26 protein-coding genes and 1 other annotated feature are annotated in these 24,642 nt (G+C 37.0%); of the genes, 3 read left to right on the plus strand and 23 right to left on the minus strand.

Annotated features, from left to right (window positions below; translation table 11 throughout):
* From safA to nadB, 4 genes are all read right to left on the minus strand, one after another.
* A partial coding sequence (gene safA / locus J4P91_RS06445; RefSeq protein WP_207993296.1) for a SafA/ExsA family spore coat assembly protein occupies window positions 1-374 on the minus strand: 374 nt, incomplete at its 3' end.
* Window positions 375-578: 204 nt separating this feature from the next.
* Complete coding sequence (nadA, locus tag J4P91_RS06450) at window positions 579-1,685, minus strand: quinolinate synthase NadA (RefSeq protein ID WP_207993297.1); 1,107 nt, start codon at window positions 1,683-1,685, stop codon at window positions 579-581.
* 29 nt (window positions 1,686-1,714) lie between these two features.
* The gene (gene nadC / locus J4P91_RS06455; protein ID WP_207993298.1) at window positions 1,715-2,548 is read right to left on the minus strand and encodes a carboxylating nicotinate-nucleotide diphosphorylase; all 834 of its coding nucleotides are present in this window, start codon (window positions 2,546-2,548) and stop codon (window positions 1,715-1,717) included.
* A 19-nt stretch (window positions 2,549-2,567) separates the two neighbouring features.
* Window positions 2,568-4,094 carry an L-aspartate oxidase gene (gene nadB, locus J4P91_RS06460; protein ID WP_207993299.1) on the minus strand — a complete coding sequence of 509 codons (1,527 nt, stop codon included), beginning with the start codon at window positions 4,092-4,094 and terminating at the stop codon, window positions 2,568-2,570.
* Between the two features lie 162 nt (window positions 4,095-4,256).
* On the opposite strand from nadB, the gene J4P91_RS06465 reads away from it, so the two are divergent.
* From J4P91_RS06465 to J4P91_RS06475, 3 genes are all read left to right on the plus strand, one after another.
* The gene (locus tag J4P91_RS06465) at window positions 4,257-5,399 is read left to right on the plus strand and encodes an IscS subfamily cysteine desulfurase (protein WP_207993300.1); all 1,143 of its coding nucleotides are present in this window, start codon (window positions 4,257-4,259) and stop codon (window positions 5,397-5,399) included.
* Entirely contained in the window at window positions 5,399-5,941 is a 543-nt protein-coding gene (locus J4P91_RS06470; protein WP_207993301.1) for a transcription repressor NadR, read from the plus strand. The genes J4P91_RS06465 and J4P91_RS06470 overlap by 1 nt, the downstream gene beginning before the upstream one ends.
* Window positions 5,942-6,027: 86 nt before the next feature.
* The gene (locus J4P91_RS06475; protein ID WP_207993302.1) at window positions 6,028-6,675 is read left to right on the plus strand and encodes an MOSC domain-containing protein; all 648 of its coding nucleotides are present in this window, start codon (window positions 6,028-6,030) and stop codon (window positions 6,673-6,675) included.
* 41 nt (window positions 6,676-6,716) lie between these two features.
* Here the strand turns inward: J4P91_RS06475 and pheA are convergent, their stop codons facing one another.
* The 19 genes from pheA to mreB form a co-directional block, all read right to left on the minus strand.
* The gene (gene pheA, locus J4P91_RS06480; protein WP_207993303.1) at window positions 6,717-7,568 is read right to left on the minus strand and encodes a prephenate dehydratase; all 852 of its coding nucleotides are present in this window, start codon (window positions 7,566-7,568) and stop codon (window positions 6,717-6,719) included.
* 99 nt (window positions 7,569-7,667) lie between these two features.
* Window positions 7,668-9,581 (minus strand): ABC transporter permease, encoded by a 1,914-nt coding sequence (locus tag J4P91_RS06485; protein ID WP_207993304.1) that lies wholly within the window; start codon window positions 9,579-9,581, stop codon window positions 7,668-7,670.
* Between the two features lie 49 nt (window positions 9,582-9,630).
* Complete coding sequence (locus J4P91_RS06490; RefSeq protein ID WP_207993305.1) at window positions 9,631-11,544, minus strand: ABC transporter permease; 1,914 nt, start codon at window positions 11,542-11,544, stop codon at window positions 9,631-9,633.
* Window positions 11,519-12,295, minus strand: a complete 777-nt coding sequence (locus J4P91_RS06495) for an ABC transporter ATP-binding protein (RefSeq protein WP_207993306.1) — start codon at window positions 12,293-12,295, stop codon at window positions 11,519-11,521. The genes J4P91_RS06490 and J4P91_RS06495 overlap by 26 nt, the downstream gene beginning before the upstream one ends.
* Window positions 12,296-12,388: 93 nt before the next feature.
* On the minus strand, window positions 12,389-13,471 hold the full coding sequence (locus J4P91_RS06500; RefSeq protein WP_207993307.1) for a HAMP domain-containing histidine kinase: 1,083 nt from the start codon (window positions 13,469-13,471) through the stop codon (window positions 12,389-12,391).
* Entirely contained in the window at window positions 13,461-14,168 is a 708-nt protein-coding gene (locus tag J4P91_RS06505; RefSeq protein WP_207993308.1) for a response regulator transcription factor, read from the minus strand. Before J4P91_RS06505 ends, J4P91_RS06500 begins: the two co-directional genes overlap by 11 nt.
* A gap of 74 nt (window positions 14,169-14,242) precedes the next feature.
* Window positions 14,243-15,529: a GTPase ObgE gene (gene obgE / locus J4P91_RS06510; RefSeq protein WP_017150652.1), complete on the minus strand. Its 1,287-nt coding sequence runs from the start codon at window positions 15,527-15,529 to the stop codon at window positions 14,243-14,245.
* A complete protein-coding gene (locus J4P91_RS06515; RefSeq protein WP_017150651.1) occupies window positions 15,529-16,077 on the minus strand; it encodes a sporulation initiation phosphotransferase B in 549 nt (182 codons plus the stop codon). The genes obgE and J4P91_RS06515 overlap by 1 nt, the downstream gene beginning before the upstream one ends.
* A 64-nt stretch (window positions 16,078-16,141) precedes the next feature.
* Window positions 16,142-16,432, minus strand: coding sequence for a 50S ribosomal protein L27 (gene rpmA / locus J4P91_RS06520; RefSeq protein ID WP_017150650.1), 291 nt, complete (start codon window positions 16,430-16,432; stop codon window positions 16,142-16,144).
* Window positions 16,433-16,435: 3 nt separating this feature from the next.
* A complete protein-coding gene (locus J4P91_RS06525) occupies window positions 16,436-16,780 on the minus strand; it encodes a ribosomal-processing cysteine protease Prp (RefSeq protein WP_207993309.1) in 345 nt (114 codons plus the stop codon).
* An 11-nt stretch (window positions 16,781-16,791) separates the two neighbouring features.
* Window positions 16,792-17,100 (minus strand): 50S ribosomal protein L21, encoded by a 309-nt coding sequence (rplU, locus tag J4P91_RS06530; RefSeq protein WP_003200848.1) that lies wholly within the window; start codon window positions 17,098-17,100, stop codon window positions 16,792-16,794.
* Window positions 17,101-17,114: 14 nt separating this feature from the next.
* Window positions 17,115-17,192 (minus strand) — a sequence feature (ribosomal protein L21 leader region).
* Window positions 17,193-17,265: 73 nt separating this feature from the next.
* Entirely contained in the window at window positions 17,266-18,657 is a 1,392-nt protein-coding gene (locus tag J4P91_RS06535) for an Rne/Rng family ribonuclease (RefSeq protein WP_207993310.1), read from the minus strand.
* A gap of 67 nt (window positions 18,658-18,724) precedes the next feature.
* Window positions 18,725-19,585, minus strand: coding sequence for a M50 family metallopeptidase (locus tag J4P91_RS06540; protein ID WP_207993311.1), 861 nt, complete (start codon window positions 19,583-19,585; stop codon window positions 18,725-18,727).
* Entirely contained in the window at window positions 19,578-20,321 is a 744-nt protein-coding gene (locus J4P91_RS06545; RefSeq protein ID WP_207993312.1) for a M23 family metallopeptidase, read from the minus strand. Before J4P91_RS06545 ends, J4P91_RS06540 begins: the two co-directional genes overlap by 8 nt.
* A gap of 177 nt (window positions 20,322-20,498) precedes the next feature.
* The gene (gene minD, locus J4P91_RS06550) at window positions 20,499-21,296 is read right to left on the minus strand and encodes a septum site-determining protein MinD (protein WP_017150645.1); all 798 of its coding nucleotides are present in this window, start codon (window positions 21,294-21,296) and stop codon (window positions 20,499-20,501) included.
* A 2-nt stretch (window positions 21,297-21,298) separates the two neighbouring features.
* Window positions 21,299-21,985: a septum site-determining protein MinC gene (gene minC, locus J4P91_RS06555; protein WP_017150644.1), complete on the minus strand. Its 687-nt coding sequence runs from the start codon at window positions 21,983-21,985 to the stop codon at window positions 21,299-21,301.
* Window positions 21,986-22,020: 35 nt separating this feature from the next.
* Window positions 22,021-22,563, minus strand: a complete 543-nt coding sequence (gene mreD, locus J4P91_RS06560) for a rod shape-determining protein MreD (protein ID WP_017150643.1) — start codon at window positions 22,561-22,563, stop codon at window positions 22,021-22,023.
* 12 nt (window positions 22,564-22,575) lie between these two features.
* Window positions 22,576-23,430: a rod shape-determining protein MreC gene (gene mreC, locus J4P91_RS06565; protein WP_017150642.1), complete on the minus strand. Its 855-nt coding sequence runs from the start codon at window positions 23,428-23,430 to the stop codon at window positions 22,576-22,578.
* 41 nt (window positions 23,431-23,471) lie between these two features.
* Window positions 23,472-24,488 (minus strand): cell shape-determining protein MreB, encoded by a 1,017-nt coding sequence (gene mreB, locus J4P91_RS06570; RefSeq protein ID WP_017150641.1) that lies wholly within the window; start codon window positions 24,486-24,488, stop codon window positions 23,472-23,474.
* Window positions 24,489-24,642: the final 154 nt, after the last annotated feature.

Genomic DNA, 24,642 nt, shown 5'->3' on the forward strand with positions numbered 1-24,642 from the left:
TCTTTTTGGACAGGCATTTCTTTTTGCGGCTTTATTTGCACTTCTTTTTGTGTTTGCTGCATAGCCGGTTGCTGCGTAATTGGTGCAGATGGATATAGAGTTTCTTCTTCCTCTTCTATTCCAAGCGGCGTAGGCGTCGCTGCAAATTCTTTTTGTTGTACCTCTTTTACATATTCTTTTGGAGGAGCTGAGCCAGCATCCATATTTTTTTTCACATGCACACTGCTAGATGGCACTTTTATTTTCATACCTGGCATAATCAAATCGGGATTACTGAGCTGCGTATTCGCCTTTTTTAACGCTTCAAAATCTGCCCCGTACTTTTTCGCAATTTTCCAAAGGGTATCCCCTTTTTGCACGATATGAATTTTCAAATTTTCCCCCTCCTGTATTACTTATCTATAAACAAAAATAACGTAAAGTGAAACTCTCCTCTATGGTTAACCACTCTAACTCTTACCGTTTAGTCATGCACAATGTTGTACGAATATGAAAAAATACAATGATTCCCTCAACACAATGTATGACTATAATTAGCTAATTATGTTTAATAAAAAAGCGACGGAAACCCGTCGCTTTTACACACGCTCTAACATACGATTTAAGGCAAGGACTGCTTCTTTTGTCACCTGCTTATCTACTTGAATGACATTGATTTCCTCTCCACGCTCTATCGTTTCTAACGCCCATAACAAATGTGGTAAATCAATGCGATTCATCGTTAAACAAGGACACATAAAAGGATTTAATGAAATAATTTCTTTATCAGGATGCCTATGAATAATCCGATTGACTAAGTTCATCTCTGTACCAATTGCCCACTTGCTCCCAGATGGTGCTTGTTCAATCATATCGATAATATATTTTGTTGATCCTGCATAGTCAGAAGCTGCTACCACTTCATAACAACATTCTGGATGAACAATAATATTCATATCAGGATGATTTTTCCGCACACTTTCAATATTTTTGACAGTGAAATTTTGATGAACAGAACAATGTCCTTTCCATAAAATCACCTTTACCTCTTCTATATCCCCATCATACTCTAATGAATCTGTATGCGGATCCCAAACCGCCATTTTATCTAATGGAATACCTAAGTCATACGCTGTATTTCTTCCTAAGTGCTGATCTGGTAAAAAGACAAGTCGCTCTTTTTGAGTAAATGCCCAAGACACCATTTTTTTAGCATTGGAAGACGTTACTGTTGCACCGCCATTACGACCGCAAAATGCCTTAATAGCTGCCGTAGAATTAACATATGTCAATGGAATCATCGTATCTCCAAATAACTGCGTAAGTTCTTTCCAAGCTCGTTCTGTTTGTTCAATATCTGCCATATCCGCCATGGAACAGCCAGCACGCATATCTGGTAAAATAACAACCTGTTCATCTGTCGTTAGCATATCTGCTGTTTCAGCCATAAAATGCACACCACAAAATACGATATATTTTGCCGCTTTATTGCTAGCTGCTACTTGGGCAAGTTGCAATGAATCGCCTGCAGCATCTGAAAATTGAACGACCTCATCCTTTTGATAATGATGCCCAGGAATAAATAGCGCTTCCCCCAGTTTTTCTTTAATTTCACGAACACGCTCTTCCATTTCTCGCACAGACATCATTTGATAGCGCTCTGGTAACATTGTTTCGATTGGCTGAACCTTCTCTAAAATACTCATCGATAATCTCCCCCTCTAACCCTCTCGCCTTAAACTTCAATATTAAAGCTAATATCTAACGCCTTTACAGAATGTGTTAATAACCCAAGTGAAATGTAATCTACCCCTGTTTTGCCGTATTTTGATAATTTTTCAATTGTAATGCCCCCCGATGCTTCTGTCACAATTGCACTTGGAACAATTTTAGAAAACTCTCGAACTTCTTCCGGTGTACGATTGTCGAACATAATAATGTCTGCCCCTGCAGCAACCGCTTCGCGCACTTGTTCTTCGGTCTCCGTTTCCACTTCAACTTTCACCATATGTCCAAGCTTTTCTTTTACAGATGTGACTGCCTTTGTAATAGACCCTGCAAAAGCAATATGGTTATCTTTAATCATGACACCATCGTATAATCCGAAGCGATGATTAAATCCACCTCCGCATACAACCGCATATTTATCAAACATGCGTAGTCCTGGTATTGTTTTTCTCGTATCACAAATGCGGGTATGGTCACTTTCTAACGCACGAACCGCTCTTTGTGTCATCGTTGCCACGCCACTCATACGCTGAATCACATTTAATATAACGCGCTCTGCTGTTAATAACGAGACAATCGGGCCTTGTATAGTCGCTAAAGTGTCGCCCTTTTCTACGAAATCCCCATCTTTTTTATGAAGCGCGATTTGGATTCTGTCATCTATTAATCGAAACCCTTGTTCAATTACCGCTGTCCCGGCAAATACTCCTGTATCTTTCGCAAGGAATGTCCCTTTTGCCTTTAAGTTATCAGGAAAGATAAGCTGCGATGTTACATCCCTTTCTCCAATGTCTTCTAGAAAAAAACTTTCTAATGCTTTTCTTACCTTTAACGTGTTCATAAAACCCCTCTTCCTCTCGTTACACAAATTGTAATTTTTTATTTGCAAGAATAATTTCTTGCGTTATTTTATTTCGGCTTGGGTAATCTTCACGATAGTGACCACCTATGCTCTCTTTTCTTTGCAGTGCAGCCTCTACAATGAGCCCACAAACTGTTAACATGTTTATAATTGTTATCTCTTCATTTGTAAGAGCATCGTATTGTAATTGCATACTTTGAACACGATACTGATCAAACCATGTCTGCGCATACAATAAATTCTTTTCTGTTCGCACAATTCCGACATACTTTATCATGTACTCTTGTATTTCTCTTTTTGTTGGTAACTGAGGAATTACGGGATTTTCATGTATCCCTTCGTTACTATTTATCTTTCCTTGTACTAGATGATCTAAAATATGTGTTCCAATTCGTCTCCCGAACACAAGCCCTTCTAACAACGAATTGCTCGCTAATCGGTTTGCACCATGAACACCGTTACAGGCTACTTCACCGACAGCATATAATTGTGCAATAGATGTTTCTCCGTCACAATTCGTTTTCACACCGCCCATATGAAAATGAGCACCAGGTACAACCGGTATTCTATTTTGGTTTACATCTATACCATTCTTTTTGCATAATGCTGATACAGTAGGAAAACGCTCTTCAAAGTTTTGAATAGAAGAAATATCCAAGTATACACTTTCACCCGCAAGAAGTTGTTCGTGAATCGCCCGCGCCACTATGTCACGTGGTGCAAGATCGTGCTGCGGATGTACATCCAGCATAAAATGCTGTCCTTTTTCATTTAACAGGACAGCCCCTTCACCTCGCACCGCTTCTGAAACAAGTCCACAGCACTTTCCGCCTACATATAACATCGTTGGGTGAAATTGGACAAATTCTAAATCAACAAGCTCTCCACCAGCTCGGTACACGATTGCTAGTCCGTCACCTGTAATCGTCTCATCGTTAGACGTAAATGCATACACACCTCCAATACCACCTGTAGCTAATACAGTATGTTCAGCATAGTAACGTTGTATATTACCTTCACTATCACGGGTCACAACACCGTAACATGTTTCATTTTCTATAATTAAATCGAGCACCATTTCCTGCTCCACTACCGTAACGTAAGGAGTTACTTCCTTAATCAAATGCTCTAATAAGTTTTTTCCTGTTGCATCTCCCCCAGCGTGTAAAATACGTCGTTTTCGATGCGCACCTTCTTTTCCAAGATGAGGTCCTTTTTCACTCCCATCAAATTTCATCCCATTTGTAATGAGCTTACGAATCTCTTTCGGCCCTTCTTCAACTAAATATTGAACTGCTTCTTCGTTGTTATAGCCACAACCAGCCGCTATCGTATCTTCGTAATGATTATTCGCATTGTCATAGGTAGCTACAGCTGCTGCAATTCCACCCTGCGCTAAATGCGTGTTGTTATTTCGCTTTGATTTTTTTGTGATAATCATCACATTCTTTTCGTGACAAATCTCTTTCGCAACACTAAGTGCTGCAACACCACTTCCGATAATTAAGACATCTGCACTTGGCATGATCATTGCCCCCTAGTTTACACTTTTCAACTGTCTTGACACCTATATTTACATAGTTTTAAAATAATGACAAGAGTTTTTTTACAATTCATATTTTCATTGCATTATTAACAAATGTAAAAAAAGAAAATGAATGTAACTCTACTATGGAGAGGAATATACATGATGATATATCTTGATTATGCAGCGACAACACCTATGAGTGAAGAAGCGATAAAAACCTATACAGAGGCAGCAAAACAATATTTCGGTAACGAACAAAGTTTACATGATATTGGCGGGTCAGCCTCTTCTTTATTACAAATTTGTAGAGAGACGTTTGCAGAGATGATTGGTGGAAAGGAACAAGGTGTCTTCTTTACAAGCGGCGGATCAGAATCTAACTATCTGGCGATTCAATCACTTTTACACGCTAGAAATGGTAAACATATTATTACAACACCTATAGAGCACGCATCCATTCGAAGTTATTTTCAATATTTAAAAAAGCACGGATATATAATTACTGAAATTCCTGTTGATACAAGCGGGCTTATTCATTTAGCTGATTTAGAAGTAGCCATTACAGAGGATACTGTTCTAGCAAGTATACAGCATGGCAATTCCGAGATCGGGACAGTTCAACAAATCGCAGAAATTGGAGCACTCTTAAACAAATATAATATTTTATTTCATACAGATTGCGTTCAAACATTTGGTAAACTTCCAATCGATGTGACAGAAATGCAAATTGATAGTCTCTCTGTTTCTGCACATAAAATTTACGGGCCGAAAGGTGTCGGAGCTTGCTATATAAATCCACAAGTTCGTTGGGGACAGATTTTCCCTGGAACTTCTCATGAAAGAGGATTTCGCCCCGGTACAGTAAATGTTCCTGGCATTGCAGCTTTTTTAACAGCGGCAGAGCATATATTAAAAAAACAAAAAGAAGACAACTTTCGTTTTAAGCAATTACGATCTTATTTTTTAGAACAATTCCAAGCTCTTCCTCTTGAAATTATAGTAGAGGGACATTCTACTGCTTGTTTACCACATATTATTGGGGTTACAATAAAAGGAATAGAAGGTCAGTATACAATGTTAGAATGCAACCGTCGTGGAATTGCTATTTCAACTGGGAGCGCTTGTCAAGTTGGCAAGCAAGAACCTTCAAAAACAATGCTTGCAATTGGAAAAACGTATGAAGAGGCAAAACAATATGTCCGTTTTTCTTTTGGACAGCAAACAACGAAAGAACAAATCGATACAACTATTCGTGCACTACACACAATTGGAAATCAATTTTATAGAGGTGTTAAGTTATAATGAAGCAAAATGAACAAAAAAAGATTTTAGGCGAAGAAAGAAGACAACTCATCCTACAATGGCTTCTTGCAGCAAATGAACCGTTATCAGGAAGCGAACTATCTAAAAAGACAAACGTTAGTAGACAAGTTATCGTACAAGATATTTCCTTATTAAAAGCGCGAAATGAACCAATTATTGCAACTGCACAAGGGTATTTATATTTAAAACCACAAGCAAAGCAGCAAGCTTTTGAACGCGTCATCGTCTGCCAACATAAACCAGCAGAAGTGCGCCAAGAGCTAACAATGCTCGTTGATCATGGCGTTACGATTAAAGATGTGAAAGTGGAACATCCTGTATACGGTGACTTAACAGCCTCAATTATGGTAAGTAACCGCTTCGATGTAGAACAATATTTACAAAAGATCGAAAATACAAATGCTTCCTACCTATCTCAACTAACAGATGGTATTCACCTACATACAATCGAAGCAGATTCAAAAGAGAAATTAGATGCAGCTTGCGATGCGCTAGACCGCGCTGGATTTCTCGTTTATTAATGTAAAGCACAGAGTCTTTCACTATTCTCTGTGCTTTTATTTTTAAAATGATATAATATTGAAATCAATTGTAAAGGAGATCAAATATGGGAATTGAACTCGTTCACTTTAGCATCGGCAAACCGAAACAAATGAAATATAACGAAGATAAAGAAATGATAACTGGCATCTGTAAAGAGCCTACAGAAGAAGCTTTTCTTTCAAAAGATGGATTTCGTGGTGATGATGTAGCAGACTTACGATATCACGGCGGACCTGACCGTGCTGTTTGTGTTTATCCATATGAACATTACGCCCTGTGGGAACAAGAATTCCACCGGACGCTTCCATCTTCTACATTTGGTGAAAACATTACTGTAACAAATATGTTAGAACGCGATGTTTGTATCGGGGATACATATCAATTAGGTGAGGCAATCATTCAAGTTACACAAGCGCGAATACCTTGTAGTACAATTTCCAAACGACTTGGTATTCCTGGCATATTACCACGTATTGTAGCAACTGGATATACTGGGTATTTATGTCGTGTTCTGCAAGAAGGTATCGTACGAAGAGACTCACAAATCACATTGCTAGAGCGTCATCCAAGCAATGTTTCCGTTCTGCTCTCTAACGAAATATATTTTCATAGTCGAAAAGATAAAGAAGGTATTGAAAAGATCCTTGCTGTTCCAGAACTAGCAGATGTTTGGCGTGAACAGTTATCAGATCGTCTGAAAAAGTTAAAATAATGTAAAAGATCCCACCGTATGAAGTGGGATTTTATTTATCATTACAACCAATAAGAAGAATAACTACCAAGCACCGTTACAGAAAACCCTAGTGCTTCAAGCTCCATCGTCACGCCTGGCAATAATACGTCATCATATGCTTTGTCTACATCAATTAAGAAAAAGTAATTACCAAGACCCGTTTTCATCGGACGGGATTCGATTTTCGATAAATTTAATTTTCGCCATGCGAAAGCCGATAATACTTGATAAAGTGCCCCTGCATAATCAGCAGGTAACGTTACCATCAAAGTCGTTTTCTCACCGCGGTTCTCACCATTTTTCGGCAATAATGCACGCTGTTTTTTATGTAACACGAGGAAACGCGTATGATTATTTTTATGCGTGTGAATATTGCGCTGCACAATTGTTAAATCATACTTCTCTGCTGCTGCTTCGTTTGCAATTGCTGCAATCCTCTCTTCCGGGTGTTCTTTCACATACTGCGCTGCTGCACTTGTCGATGTCATATCACGGACTGTTACACCCTTTAATTCCTCATTTAAAAACTTATGGCACTGCGCAATCGCATGTGGATGAGAATGCACTGCATATACTTCATTCCATATTTTTTCATAATTTGGGTGGACGAGCAAATGCTGCTGAATGGGCACTGTAATTTCCCCTACAATAAAAAGCGGTTGTTCATGCACAAGATAATCAATCGTAATATTGACCGATCCTTCAATTGCATTTTCAAGTGGTACAACAGCGAAATCAACATTTCCATTTGCCGCAGCATCTATACAATCAGGAATCGTTCGATACGGTACATGCTCTGCTTCCGGAAAAAAACGACTCACCGCCATATTTGTAAATGTTGCTTCTGGTCCTAAATAGCCAACTCGAATCATCGTCTTTTCCCCTCTTTTTCGTTTTCTTACTGTTATACCATAAATATTTATATTCTTCTATGCAAATTTCGAATATTTTAAAAAGACTAGCACTTTCTGCTAGTCTATATGTTTCATATATTCTTTTTGGGCGAAGAAGAAATAAATGACTGTTGCTATGCAATAAATACCTATAACTTTTATACTTGTATTTAACACATTCATCCCCATTAAATTACCTAATGCAATAAAAGCAAATATACTATGTATGATTCCAACCACAATAGGAATAAAAAATAAACTTCCCATTTGCCATCTGACAATTCGCTTTATTTCCCCTTTCTCCATTCCTATTTTCATTAAAGAGCGATACTCTTTACGATCCTGTCCAATATCAGAAAACCATTTAAAATATGTCATGCTGCAAGTTGCTAAAAAGAAGAGAATACTAATAAATGAACCAATAAATAATAATACTGCCCCTCCTTCTCTAAACACGGTGTATATACTAATCTTATTTCTCATCGAAGAAGAATAATCTGGAGACACCTTCTCTTGGAGTTCTAACGCGAACTCTTTTTGCTCCTGCCAATTTGGAAGATTATAACCATAATATACATACTTTTCTCGGTCAAGAATAACAGACTCCCATTGTTTAAACTGTTCATCTTGTACAACTAATAATTGGTTATGGTGCCCAGCGCCATCTCCATTAAAAACCATGTCTGATTTAGATTCCTGTAATTTAATTTCATATGGTACTCCTAACATTTGAAAATAAAATATTTCCTTATCATACACATTTTGACCATCAAAGGCCATTGGGTTTATAAATGTGCCATAGCCTTTCTGATTGTTCAACATACTTTTCCCTTGCTTCTTTGCTTCTTTGTTATAGTCTGTTTGTGACATAACAGTAACGGGAAATAAGCGCCCATCATGTGTTGTGATAAACTTCCCTGGTAACCCGATAAACTGTACTTTCTCTACATTTTCATAACCATGTTTTTTGAATAGTGTTGAAAGTTCATTAGGAGAAATTACCTCATGAGATTCGATTCCTTTTTCTGTATAGGAAATTTCATGAGGTAATGAAAACATAGCGCTCTTTGGAAGATCAGAAAAATATGCATATGCAGTTCCTGTTGCTGTAATAACTGTTGCTGTCAAAATAGAAATAGAAAATAAAAACTTTGCATGATCTTTCAATTTGTATTCAAGGCTGCGAAGCACAAATAAATTTGGATATTTATAATAGAGATTCTTTTGTTTTTGAAGCCCTTTCAAAACAATCAAACTTCCTTGCGTAAATAAAAAATAAGTTCCTATAATTACAGTACTAAGAATGGGATAGAAGTAGAGGAATAACTTCCCTAGCGTTACTTTTACCGCAAGGGTATATCCACATAAAAGAAAAATAATTCCTAAACCAAATCGCCATTTCCCTACTTTAAAAGCTCTACGTCCTTTTCTCTTATCTAATAATAAATCAATAATTTCTAATTTCCGCACATTCCATAAACTAAATAATGCTAAAGAAAAAAAGATACATGAATATACAACAGCTGTCATCAAAATCGGTTTTATTTGAAAGATAAAATGAATTGCATTCTGTAAATCTAAGAGTATACTCAATGTCATTAAAAACAAGTTTGAAAATAACATTCCAACTCCAATCCCAATACAAGTTGATACAAAACCAACTACCACCTGTTCTAGAAATAATAAAATTGAAATTCTAGAATTTGTAGATCCCATTAATTTAAGTAATCCTAATTCTTTTTTTCTCGCATCAAGGAAAGTAGTATTAGAGCTTAACATAAAAAGTGCCGAGAACATGAGAATAAGATAACTACACCCTTGTAAACCCGACCTGATTCCAATGTGTACATTACTATTCGCAACTTCCGGATGATACACAAACACTGTATACATATAAAAAACTGCTACAGAAAAAGAGCTACTTAATAGAAACGCTTTATAACTCCGCCAATTCCCCCTTACATTTTGTATCGCTAGCTGCCTGATATTCATCTGCATCCTCCCTGTAACTTGTTACATAGGTAAAAAGCTAGAGGTTTCCCTAGCCCTTTACGTGTTTTAAATATCCTCTTTGTGCAATCATAAAGTAAATTGCCGAAGCCACAATATATGCTCCAATTACAATCACACCTGATTTCCATAAATCTAAATAAAGCATTTTCCCTAATGTATGAAGAGCAAATCCGCTATGAATAGCACCAATGAGAATTGGGATAAAGAATATAACTCCCATTTGACGAATTGCAATTTTACGAATTTCTTTATCTGTCATACCAATTCGCTTTAATGATTTAAATTGAATACGATCTTGTTCTTTATCGTTAAACCATTTAAAGTATGTCATGCTACAGGCAAAGAAGAAGAAGAGTACTGCTACAAAGAAACCGATGAACATTGTAATTGCCCCTTGTTCCTTTATCGCTTTATACGTAAGAACGGAATTATGGAAATTCTGTTGTTGTTCTTGAGCAATTTCTTTTTTCAATTCTACTACAAGATTCTCTGTTCCTTTCCAGTCTTCAATATAATATCCGTAATATTTTGTCTTTTCTTCATCTGATATAGCCTCTGCATATTTCACAAAGTCTTGATCATTTGCAATGAGATAGCCTTCATCATTAAAAACAGATTGCGAAATTGGATCATTTAACTTAATAGACTGTTTTTGTCCGTTCAGCGTAAACTCAAATGGCTTTGTACGATCTATCTTCACAAAGTCATTCATCATATCAAGTAAAACCATCGTTGCGCTTCCTGGTGCATTATGAACTTCCTCTTTCTTTTGCTTACGCGCTTCTGCATTATATTCCTTTTCTGAAATAATAGCTAACGGCATCTCATGCTCACCATTTAACAACGCTAGTTTTTGTTTTGCAGGAAGTTTTACATATGTTACTTTTCGTGCATCTTCAAACCCGTGGTTTTTCAATAGCTCTTGCATTTTCTCGTCACTAATAACATTATGTGTATTTACTCCCTTTTCCTCATATGAAATTGCATGAGGAGTACTAACTACTGTTTTATAACTCATATCTTCAAAGAATACGTAAAGCGTACCAATCGCTGAAGAGACAACAGCTGTAATAATGGAAATAACGAATAGAAAACGAGCATTATCTTTCATTTTATAAATAAGATTGCTAAGTACAAACATATTTGGATATGTATAAAAAGATTTTTTTCGTTTTTGTAACGCCTTTAATACGACGGTGCTACCTTGTGTGAATAGTAAGTACGTTCCTCCAATTGTCAATCCTACAATCGGTAAAAAGTATATCAAAAAATTCATAAGCGTTACTTGGAAACAAAGTACATATGCGGCAATAATACATAATATCCCGACTACACATAACCATGTAAATGCAAAAGGCTCTACTTTTTGTTTTCTTGCTTCTCTTAATAAATCAATAATTTGCAAGCGTCCCACTGTCCAAACACCAAACAATGATAAGAAGAAGAAAAGAATGAAGTATACACTAGCAGTAATGAAAACTGCTTTTCCATTCCATACAAGTGGAAGCGTTTTATCTATTCCAAGCAATACACTTAACGCTTGAAAGAAAAGTTTTGAACCAAGCATGCCAAGAGCAATCCCTATTACAATTGCGATTCCACCTAAAATCGTTTGCTCTAGTATGATCATACGGCCGAGTTGTGCTTTTGTTCCGCCTATTAATGTTAATAAACCGAACTCCTTTTTTCTTGCTCGTAAAAACGTTGAATTCGCATATAAAATAAAGAGTGCCGAAAAGATGACAACGATATAGTTCATGGATTCTAACCCTTTTGTAATCATCGTCTTCATGCTAATATTTCCGCTCACTACATCTGGATGATAAATGAAGGAAGCATACATAAAAAATACTAAAATCGATAAACAACTACTAATAAGAAAGGCTTTATAATTACGCCAATTTCCTTTTACATTATTAAGCGCGAGCTGGCGAAAGTTCATGATATTCTCCTCCTAGCATCGCAAGTACGTCTAAAATTTCTTGGAAAAAGGCTTGTTTTGTTTTTCCTTTATGAATTTCCGAGAAGATTTCTCCATCGCGGATAAAGAGAATACGCTCGCAATAGCTAGCGGCTACTGGATCATGCGTTACCATCGCAATCGTTACTTTCTTTTTCTCATGTAAATCTTGCAGTGCGCCCATTAATGATTTTGCTGATTTAGAGTCTAAGTTTCCTGTTGGTTCATCTGCTAAGATTAATGTCGGTTCATGAATAATGGCACGCGCAGCTGCGGCACGTTGTTGCTGTCCACCTGAAACTTCATATACTTTTTTATTTAAAATTCCTTCGATATTTAAAAACTTCGCAATTTCAAGTACTTTCGTATCAATTTCCTTCACAGGACGTTTCGCCATAACAAGTGGCAAAATAATATTTTCTTTAATCGATAACGTATCAAGCAAATTAAAATCTTGGAAGATAAAGCCTAAGTGCGTACGACGAAATTCTGCTAGTTTTGCTGCACGCATTTGGCTAATTTCTTCACCATTCACATAAACATGACCTGATGTTTGTTTATCAATTGTTGCTAATAAATTAAGAAGCGTTGTTTTCCCGCTTCCTGAAGGCCCCATAATCCCTACAAATTCGCCGTCTTCAATTTTAAAATTTATATCATGTAAAGCGGTCGTTGCCACTGAACCTTTTGATTGGTACACCTTCGTTAACCCTTTTACTTCAAGAACACTCATTTCTAATCCCCCTATGTGTTTTCTTCTTACATTTACTATAAGAAAAATGAGAAAAAGAAACGAGTGATTTCCCTTACAAAACCATTTGTTATCTTACAATTTTGTCATTTTTCTCATCAATGCATGATATTCTTCGTCTTTTGCAAATTTGAATGTAAATGTTGTACCTTCGCCTTCTGTTGATTGCACGTAAATTCCGTGATGAAGATTATCACAAATTTCTTTCGTAATATATAAGCCCATCCCCGTTGCTTCCCTCGTTTTTCGACCATTTATCCCAGTAAAGAACGGATCAAATATTCGCTTTACATCTTGCTTCGGAATACCAATTCCATTATCACGAATATGTAATAAAATCTTCTGATCCTTCTCCTCTATTCGAAACTGAATTTCTTTTTTATCCGCTTGTGAGATTTTTGTGTACTTAATTGCATTCACTACAATTTGACTAATTGCGATACTAATCCACTTTCTATCAGATGCAACCATACAAGTATCTTCTTCAAACATTAATTTTGGATATACAGAAGATTGAATGAAAGACTTTCGATTTTGATTAATAATATCTCGAACGACATCTATGACATTTACTACTTCTACTTTATAATCTTTCGCAAACTGCTCTAGCCTTGCCATATGTAATGCTAAATCTAAACCATTTAAAATACGGTTATTTTCTTCCCGAATACTTTCAACTGTTTCCCTTGCTTCACGGTGCGCTTTGCCAAATTTCTGCAACAATAATTCAATAACTGATACCGGTGTTTTCATTTGATGAATCCATTGGTTCATGAAAATCATTTGCTGCTGTTCTTTCGTATGCTGCTTATGAATCTCATTCATATATTGCTGTCTCAGCAAAGTGAATGCTTCTACAATCATTTCTTGTTCCGATGTATAAGAAGCGTCAACGAGTAAAGAGTCATGTAACGTATGCCCACCAGCAATATATTGTTCTATTCTTTTTAAAAACACGCTACGTTTTCGATAATCATACATGAGGTATACGAGAAACAAGACTACCCCTAATAAAAGTCCATATAACCACGTACTCCAGTCAAGTGACTTCTTTTCTAAAAGACTTTGTAACTGTAATACGAGCCCAAATAAGCAAAGACTTACAATATAAGAAAGGATTAAAGGAAAACGATCCATGAGGTAACTTCTAAGCTTCATATCCATCTCCCCAGTCTGTAATAAGCGCATAACCATACCCACGTTTTGTCACAATTGCATTTTTGATTCCAAGCTCCTCTAATTTCTTCCTCACGCGTTTTACGTTCACAGTTAATGTATTATCATCAACAAAAGCTACTTCATCCCATAGCGCCTCTAATAACTCTTCACGCGTTACATATTGATTGGCCTGTTTCATTAAACATTCGAGTAAATAAAACTCATTTTTTGTAAGTTCAGTTTGTTGTCCTTTCCACTCTACTATATGTTGCGACGGAAAAAGTAATAGCCCATTAACACCTAAACAATCGCTTTCTGTTGATGAAGCATACTCACCGTATCCGCGGCGCAGTGCACTCTTTACCTTTGCCATTACGACGTCTAAATGGAACGGTTTTGTAATATAATCATCCCCACCATTTTCAATGGCCATCACTTGATCCATTTCTCCTGTTCTTGCAGAAACGAAAATAATCGGCGCATTTGATACTGTACGAATTTGGCGGCACCAATAGAAGCCATCAAAGTACGGTAAATTAATATCAAGTAACACTAAATGAGGATTTACTTTTACGAACTCGTCTTTTATTTGACGTAAATCGGTCGCCCTGAATGATTGATATCCATATCTTTCTAAATGTTCCTCTAATATTTCTGCAATCTTTTCGTCATCTTCTACAATAAATACTTTATACATTTTTCCCCATCCTTTTATTTCAATAAATTCACTCCTTTTTCCATTATAAAAAAGACTGCCGTATTTTGGCAGTCTTAATCGATAAATTCAAATTCATATTCAAGAATTTTTACAATGTCGCCGTCTTTTGCACCGCGTGCACGAAGAGCTTCATCGATACCCATACCACGCATTTGACGAGCGAAACGACGTACAGATTCATCACGCGAGAAGTCTGTCATCTTGAATGTTTTCTCAATGTCATAACCAGAAATAACAAACGTACCGTCGCTTTCACGTGTAATTTCAAATTTAACACCTTCAGTTTCAAACTTGTACATTACACTTGCTTCAGATTCGTCTACAACCTCGTGTACTGGGAATTCTGGTGTCGTTTCTAATAAGTTTGCTACTTCAAATAATAGATCACGAACACCTTGCTTTGTTACTGCAGAGATTGGGAAGATTTTCACTTCGTCTCCCACTTTTTCTTTAAATGCTTGTAAGTTCTCTTCTGCATCTGGCATATCCATTTTGTTTGCAACAACAACTTGTGGACGCTCTGTTAAACGCAGATTATATTCTTTTAATTCATTATTAATTGTTACATAATCCTCATATGGCTCACGGCCTTCTAAACCAGACATATCAATCACATGCACGATAACACGTGTACGCTCAATATGACGTAAGAATTGGTGTCCAAGTCCAACGCCGGCATGTGCTCCTTCAATTAATCCAGGAAGGTCAGCCATAACGAAGCTACGGTTATCGCCTGTCTCAACAACACCTAGGTTTGGAACGATTGTTGTAAAGTGATATTCTGCAATTTTCGGACGCGCTGATGATACAACGGATAATAATGTTGATTTACCTACGCTTGGGAATCCAACAAGTCCAACATCCGCTAATACTTTTAATTCTAAGATTACATCACGTTCTTGACCTGGTTCCCCGTTCTCAGCGATTTCTGGTGCTGGGTTCGTCGGTGTTGCAAAACGTGAGTTACCACGGCCACCACGACCACCTCTTGCGATAACTGCTGATTGCTCATGCGTTACTAAATCCGCAAGAATTTGACCAGTTGCCTCATCTTTTACAACTGTTCCTGGTGGAACTTTTACGATTAAATCGTCAGCTTTACGACCATGTTGCCCTTTGCTCATCCCGTGTTGACCACGATCAGCTTTGAAATGACGTTGGTAGCGGAAGTCCATTAATGTACGTAAGCCTTCGTCCACAACGAAAACAACATCTGCACCTTTACCACCATCGCCACCTGCTGGGCCACCTTTTGGAACATACTTCTCACGACGATACGCAACCATTCCGTTACCACCGTCGCCGCCTTTTACATATATCTTGACCTGATCTACAAACATTATTTCACCACACTTTTTTCAATTGGTTGTAATATAACCGAGACTTCATCGTCTCGCACTGTATAAGAAATGGAATACCATTCATTGTTTTGGTTTGTAAGCCACGTTTGTAGTTCTTCTACATCCGTTAGCTTGCCACGAAAATCAAAAAAGAAACGAGCATTCTCCGCGTCACATTCAATTGTGATACAAACATAATTTTCAACATAAACGTCTAAACTATGCTGAAGCATTGAGAAAAACTGATTCGTCCATGTACAAACCGCCTCATCGAAATGAGATAAGTTATGTAATTCCCCTAATACTTCGTACTCCAATAAGCACGGTTGCTGTTTCCAATTATATGTTAAAATCCATTCTGAAAATAAAGGCATCGATAGCCCCATCAGATTGGATTCTTGTCTCGCTTCTTGGACAAAACGATCGATGAGCCCATGAATCTCTTCCACTCTTCCAAGGGAAAGGTTTCCTTTAATCATCTGCATACGATTGAGCCAATCATGTCTCGAATGGCGCAGCGCATCTATAATTGTCCATTTTTCTTTCATTCAGATACCCCTTAATATAGAAAAACTCTAACCTGCACCCAGGTTAGAGTTTTCCGTGAGTTTCTTATGCTTCTTGAGCAACAGGATATACGCTCACTTGTTTGCGGTCACGGCCAAGACGCTCGAAGCGTACTACGCCGTCAACTTTCGCGTATAAAGTGTCATCGCCACCACGACCAACGTTAACACCTGGATAAATTTTTGTACCGCGTTGACGGTAAAGAATTGAACCACCTGAAACCATTTGACCATCTGCGCGTTTAGCACCAAGACGTTTTGACTGAGAGTCACGACCGTTCTTTGTACTACCTACACCTTTCTTAGATGCGAAAAACTGAAGATCTAATCTTAACATACGTTACACCTCCTGCACTTTTTCTATTAAACGGATATACTTTCCGTAATCAAGTTCAATCGTCTTAAGCGAAACAACTAATCCTTCTAAAAGTGTTTGTGCTTTTTCCATCGCATGAACGTCTAAATCATTAGGCAATTCATACGTTAAGAATCCGCCATCACTTCCGAGTTCAATAGTTGCCTGCACATTACAAAGTACTTCCACTGCATTTATAGATCCAAACACAACCGCAGTTGTTGCAGCACAGACAAGATCTTGTCCATGCGGCGCATAATCGGCATGTCCGGTCATTTTAAATGATTGGATACTTCCTAATTTCGTGCGACATATCGTAACTTTAATCATCTTAACCAGAATTAAGCGTTGATTGCTTCAATCACTAGCTTAGTGTAAGGTTGACGATGACCTTGTTTTTTACGATTGTTCTTTTTCGCTTTGTATTTGAAAACGATGATTTTCTTAGCGCGACCTTGTTTTTCAACTTTCGCAGTAACTGTTGCACCTTCTACAACTGGGCTACCAACTTTCACGTTTTCGCCACCAACGAAAAGAACTTTGTCAAAAGTAACAGTTTCACCAGCTTCAGCATCTAATTTCTCAATGTAGATTTCTTGACCAGCTTCAACTTTGATTTGTTTTCCACCTGTTTCGATAATTGCGTACATACTTGCACCTCCTCATAATTACTAAGACTCGCCAAAACGAGGTAGACATAGAATGTCTTTTGAGAACCTGTCTTGTGCGGTTGTAGTATATAGCAGTTTAGGTGCTATAAACTATAACATAGAGATGTTATCATGAAACATGGACTATTGTCAATAAATGTTCTGCTAACTATTTTTCCGATTCATGATTTCTTTCTTCGTTCCAAATCGAACAATCCTATACTTCTCAGTTTCTTCATCTGTGAAATAAATTTGAAATGGTATATTTTTTTGCAATTCTTTTTGTAAAAATATTTTTTGTACTTCTTTTGACGCTGCAATTAACACCGCTTCGTCTTCTACATGGTTATATGTAATAAGCTCTCTTTCTAGCTCATATGCAATTGTTTCATTTGAAATGACGTACCCTGTCGTTTTGCACCGCGAACAGTCTTCTAGTAATACGTCACGCAGCGAGTGTTTCTTACGCTTACGTGTCATTTCTAAAATACCTAGCTCTGTAAACCCAAGAACACGTGTATATGTACGATCCCTTTGTAAAGAAGAAATGAGTCTTTCTCTTACCTTCTCTTTATCTTCTTGTTTTTTCATATTAATGAAGTCAATTAAAATCATACCACCAATATCACGAAGCCTTAATTGACGAGCAATTTCTTCCGCAGCTATTTCATTCGTCCGTAATACCGTATCTTGCAAATTCTGCTTTCCAGTAAATTTACCAGTGTTCACATCAATAACTGTCATTGTTTCCATTTGCTCTATGATTAAATAAGAACCATTTGGTAACCACACTATTTTTTGCAGTGCTTTTTCAATTTCGCGATCTACACCATAGTGACTAAACATAGAAGTTTTTTCATTGTAAAACGAAACTTTTTCTTTTCCTACTTTTTCTTGCAATTCTGGTACTATACTGTGTGTATCTACAATTACTTTTTCAATTGTTTCAATCGGATTTTCTTTAAATACGCGATCTAAAAAAGTAGCTGGACGATGGAGTAATAATGGTGCCTTGCCCCAGTCTTCTTTTCTTTTTAATTCTTTAAACAAATCTTGAAAATGTTGCATTTCAAGTTGCACTTCATCGATTGCACCTTTGTCACAAGCTGAACGGAAAATATATCCTCCCGTTCCCCCTACTTGAATTTCAAGCAATTGTTGTCGTTTCTTATAATTTTTTATTTTCCGGGAAACAGCACGCATCTCGTCATAAGGCATATACACGACATATTTCCCGGTAAATTCTACATTCGCTGTTAATTTTGGACCTTTTGTATCAATTGCTTCTTTTACCACTTGCACGAGCAATGCCTGTCCTTCATGCACTCGATATACTGATGGAACATCATCATATGAAAGATAGGCATGTTTTTCTAAACCGATATTGACAAATGCTGCATTCATCCCCGCAATCGTCCGTACGACGCGTCCCACATAAATATGCCCAACAATCTCTTGCTCTTGATTTCGTTGCCATAAAAGTTCGACAATCTCTTGTTTTTCCTCTACAGCAACCCGTTTTTCCGAACCAGTATAGTTGATGTATAACGTCTTCAAAATACTTTCCTCACTTTTTTATTTTCTTTTCCTCTTACAATATAAAAGGTTAGTGTCATCGTCAACACTAACCGATTAATTCTGCTACAGATGAAGTTGTTCGTTTTTCAGTAAAATACGCATAAAGCAATTCATTTTCATCCAATGTATAATGTTCTTTATATTTACCATGAACGATAATCGAGTGCTTATATCCTCTCCGAAACTTTGTAAAAATCGTATATAATCGATCTTCTGTTTTCACCTCAATGGGAGCAATTTTTTCAATATCTCGCTTGTTCCCATAATAACGTTCTAGTAAAAAACGTATAAACGCATAGCGCCGTTGCTTCCATTCTTGATATAAAGAAATAGCTAAAAACAGAAGAAGCACCCACATCATAATATTATTACTATTCCAAAGGAGTTGCCATCCTAATATTACACTAAAAAAAACACATGATATTTTCATCATCTTCTCATGCGCCTGTAAATAAGGAAATTGATGCGATAAAATATTAAACAATACTTTCCCACCATCTAGTGGCCAAATTGGTAATAAATTAAACCCTAGAATAATTAAATTGTTCCATACAAAAAAATGATACAGGTCCCCACTAACCCATCCTGTCCTAGCCAAGACATAAGCTAGCCCAATCATCCACACATGTTGAATAGGTCCCGCTATTACAACGACTAATTCTTCCTTTAACGACTTATTCCCATGTTCCTCAAGCTCCGCCACGCCACCAAACGGCAAAAGTTTTATTTGCTTAATTCTCCATTTATAATGCGCGGCTGCGAAGGCGTGCCCAAGTTCGTGAATCAGAACGATACAAAATAAAAGTAGTAATTCTTTAAAACGCGCTGTAAAAATTCCAATAGCTATAATTCCCCAAAACAGTGGATGCACTGTAATTTTTGACAATACTTCACTATATTTATTCAAATGAAATCACCTGAATCGGATCGATAAATTTTTCATTCTTTTTGATTGCAAAATAGAACTTACCATTCTTGTTATCTACACTGCTCCCAACTGTTCCAATCCTTTGTTTCTTTTCAACATAATCATATAATTTTACAGATGTCTCACCTAAATTTCCATACCAGGATTCCGTACCATCTGCATGTTGGATCTCAACTATATTCCCAAATCCCTCTTTCTTACCAGCGAAGATGACAACCCCTTCATTTACAGATTCAACAGCTGTATTCGTAGCTGTTTGTACAAATACACCTTGGCCATCTTTTTGAAAACTTTGCATGACTTTCCCTGAAGCTGGAACTGCATAATCTTTTTGCTGCACCGATTGCTTCTTTTCATTTGCAGATAGAAAGGCGAGTGGTTTTCCAAATTGATCTTCGTACCATTTAGATACAGTAGCAAACTGAAATTCTTCTTGCATAACTTGTTTTACAACCGTTTTTGCTCCATCAAAAGAAGCCGGTGCATTTTTAAATAAAATAGCCACCGAGAGAACGAGAATTGCCGCTAATAAAAATTTAAATAAAAATACTTCCTTTCGAAAAAGAGGATGCACCTCTTTTTCCCCTTCTTCAATGAACATCGTTTCTCCATCAAAGTTTCCTTCTGAAAAATACTGTTCTTCCTCGAGCCTCTCTTGTTCTTCTTTTCTCTTTGCAATCCGTTTTTTAATCTCTTCTACACGTCTATTCTTCATCCTGTCCCCTTCCTTTTGCCACCTCTTCTTGCGAGAAGCAAGTAAAGTGAAACTTCTAGTAAATAAAAGTTCTCTATTTTCTAAACTTTATACAGTTTGTACATGTGTATGAACCCTGAAGGGAAGATATTCATGAGAAGAAAAAAAGAAAGCACCTCGCATACATGCGAAGTGCTTTTAACGAATTCCAAAGAAATTCTTTACTTTTGTAAATACGGATACTTTTTCTTGCTCAAACGCTTGTAAAGGTACAGATTCACCTAACAAACGTCTTGCAATATTCCGATAAGCTAATGCTGCTTTTCCACTCGGCTGCAATGCTACAGGCTCTCCTGTATTTGTAGCACGAATAACTTCATCATCATCTTCGACTACTCCAAGTAGTTCAATTGAAAGTGTACGTACAATTTCATCTACATCTAACATATCCTGCTCATGCAACATATGGCTACGCACACGGTTGATGACAAGTTTTGGTGGTTCGATATCTTCTTTTTCTAAAAGCCCGATAATACGATCCGCATCGCGCATAGAAGATACTTCAGGTGTCGTTACAACAATTGCTTTATCTGCACCTGCCACTGCATTTTTGAATCCCTGCTCAATACCAGCAGGACAATCAATTAATATGTAATCATAATCTTGACGTAATACCTGTATTAATTCATCCATTTGTTCAGGTGTTACCGCTGATTTATCACTCGTTTGTGCTGCAGGTAATAAATAAAGCTCATCAAAGCGCTTATCTTTAATAAGAGCCTGAGGTAAACGACAACGACCTTCGACGACATCAACAAGATCAAATACAATACGGTTTTCTAGCCCCATTACTACGTCTAAATTTCTTAGACCAATATCCGTGTCAATTAAGCAAACCTTTTTCCCGGATAGTGCTAGGGCTGTACCAATGTTTGCAGACGTTGTAGTTTTTCCTACTCCGCCTTTTCCAGATGTAATTACTATTGCCTCTCCCACAGCTATACAATTCCCCTTTCTAACTTTGTTAAATTAGGTCTAAGATGAGTGAGAAGTTGCAGGCGATCGACAACAATGTGATTGTTCTCATTAATATACGCACATTCTGCCGTCTCTGCTCCGTCTTCTTTCTCTTCCGGAGCCCGCATTGTCACATCACTAATTCGAAGTTGCATCGGATTCATAACAGATGCCGCAATTACAGCATCTGTATCCCCATAATATCCTGCATGTGCAATACCTCGTAATGATCCAATGACAAAAATATTTCCCCCAGCGATAACCGTTCCGCCTGGATTAACATCTCCAATTAATAATAAATTTCCTTTTACATGCAATACTTGACCTGAGCGAACAATTTTGGAAACAGGGACAATTTCTGTTTCTTCTTTCCACGCTATTGCTTCAGCTTTCGTGATAACATCGCTCTCAATTGAATCCACAACAAGATTTTTTTTATTCCGAATCAAAGTGCGAATTTCTTCTTGCTGCACATCTGTCAAATAGCGATTGCCAACTTTAACATGTACTTCGATTAATGAACGTCCATCACCATCGTAATAGTGAGTGGAAAGTTTTTCGTCCAGTTCTTGCAGTAATTCAGAAAATGAACAGCAATCATCTAAATGTAATGTCAGTCCATCTTTTGTCCCTTTTATTGTTACATTTTGTTGCTTTTTTTCTTCCACTAAAGTTCACCCCAACGATTCAATTCGACATAAAATCAGAAAATCCTTTTTTCTTTTTCTTCCATCGCTTTTGAAAGACGCACAAGATATCGTCTCAGTGGGAAACAAACTAGCAATAAGAAAATGCCATTTAACAATAAAGTAGAAAGGAGACGATCTGAGAAAAAGATATGCGCTGGTACGTGAATGCGACCTAGCAACGTTAAAAATCCATATACATAATATTCTAATGCCACAATACCCGTTAATATAATGAAAGAAAGAATGAATAAATTCAATTGCAATACTCTCATCGTACTATACACAAGATACGCTAAAATTGGATAAGCAAATATATATACACCAACAAGTTCTGTATATACAGTATCAAATAAAAATCCAAATAATAGCCCATAGTAAATACCTTGTAAAGGACTAAAATAAACAGTAATAAAACATAGTACAATCATAAAGAAATGCGGAGCTGCAATACTGTCTTTCCAAAATAATTCCGTTGGAACTACGGTAGAAAACATATTTTCGAATAAAAACACAAAAAGAAGCAGCAGAGGAAGAATTGCTCTTTTTAAAATAGCCATATCTTCTCCCCCTTACTGTTCTAACGCTGCTGAGGGCATAACTCTTTTTGTAACCATAACATGGTCTACATCATTTAAATCCGCAGCAGGTTTTACGTAAGCTGTTTGTGTTAATCCATATTCATCTGGTGCAACATCTACAATTTTCCCAATTACTAATCCTTTCGGGAAGATATCACTTAATCCTGATGTTACAACCGTTTGATCTTTTTCTACTTTTACATCAGATGGAATCTTTGTGAAAACAAGAGTTTGTTTTTCTTTGTCATATCCTTCAATCAATCCAAAAATACGCTCTTGTCCTTCTACTACAGCAGAAATACGATTTGTTCGATTCAGTGAGCTCAGCAATTCTACTGTTGACGTAAATTGAGACACGCTTTTCACACGCCCAACTAAACCTTTCGCAGTCATAACTGCCATATCTTTTTGGATACCTTGCTGTGCTCCTTTATCAATTGCAATCAAGTCATACCATTTATCCGGATTACGCTGAATAACAGTAGATTGAATCGGTTTGTAATCTCTAAGTGAATCTTTTTTGTCAATTACCTCACGTAACTTTTCATTATCTTTTTTTAAATCTTTTACTTCAACGGATAACTTAGCATACTTATCTAATTTTTCTTTTAATGTTTTATTTTCTTCATACGTGCGCTTTACATCTTCTACGTTCTCAAAGAACCCGGCAACATAATTCGCTGGCTTTTGGAATACACGTTCTACAACACCGACAGTATCTTTTACAAACTGCTCTGGCCATGTTAGACTTTTTCGTTCTTTCAATGAGATTCCAATCAATGCCACGAGAAGAATAATACTAACTAGCAAAACAATTAATCTTTTGTTTAAGAAAAACTGTGGCACGTTCACACCCTCTTAATTTCATTGATTTTTATTTTGGAATATTATCGAGCAGTTTTAAAAAGATCGATATTATCTAAAGCTTTACCTGTTCCAATCGCTACACAGTCAAGCGGATTTTCTGCAACAAGAACTGGCATTTTCGTTTCTTCACTAATTACTTTATCCAAGTTACGAAGTAATGCACCACCGCCTGTTAACACAATTCCACGGTCCATAATATCCGCCGCTAATTCAGGTGGTGTTTTTTCTAATGTATTTTTCACTGATTCAACGATTGCCTCTACTGTGTCTTTTAATGCATCAGCAATCTCTTCAGGTTTAATTAATACTGTTTTTGGTAAACCACTTACTAAATCACGACCACGGATTTCCATTGGCTCAACACCTTCTGGCTCGCCAGCAGACCCGATTTCCATTTTTAATGCCTCTGCTGTTCTTTCCCCAATCATTAAGTTGTAGCTCTTCTTAATGTATTGAATGATAGAATCATCCATGTCATCACCAGCAACACGAACAGATTGACTTGTTACAATCCCACCTAAAGAAATAATTGCAACTTCTGTAGTACCGCCACCGATATCAACAACCATACTACCAGTTGGTTCCCAAACAGGTAAATTTGCGCCGATTGCTGCTGCAAATGGCTCTTCAATTGGATATGCATCGCGCGCGCCTGCTTGACGAGTTGCATCGATTACTGCACGTCTTTCTACAGCAGTAATACCAGATGGTACACATACCATTACATAAGGCTTACGAGAGAAAAATCCATTTGATTTTTGCGCTTGTTGAATATAGTATTTCATCATTGTCGCTGTTGTTTCGTAGTCAGCGATTACACCATCTTTCATAGGGCGAAGAGCCACTACGTTTCCTGGTGTACGACCAATCATTTGTTTCGCATCGCTACCAACTGCAACGATTTGTTTTGAATCTGTTTGCAAAGCTACAACTGAAGGTTCACGTAAAACTACACCTTTTCCCTTCACATATACAAGCGTATTCGCTGTTCCTAAATCAATTCCAAGATCACGAGTAAAACCACCAAATCCAAACATGTCATCTATCTTCCTTTCTCATTTTCACGGACTCATTTTCTTACTTTATATTTATAATAAAACAGTACGTTTTTATATTTTCTATCCTTTATTGTAAGCGAATGCCTACAAAAAACTCATAAATCACATTATAAAACAAAATAAGTAAAAAGAA

Origin of the sequence: Bacillus sp. XF8 (genome assembly GCF_017498755.1) — a bacterium.
Taxonomy (GTDB): domain Bacteria; phylum Bacillota; class Bacilli; order Bacillales; family Bacillaceae_G; genus Bacillus_A; species Bacillus_A bingmayongensis.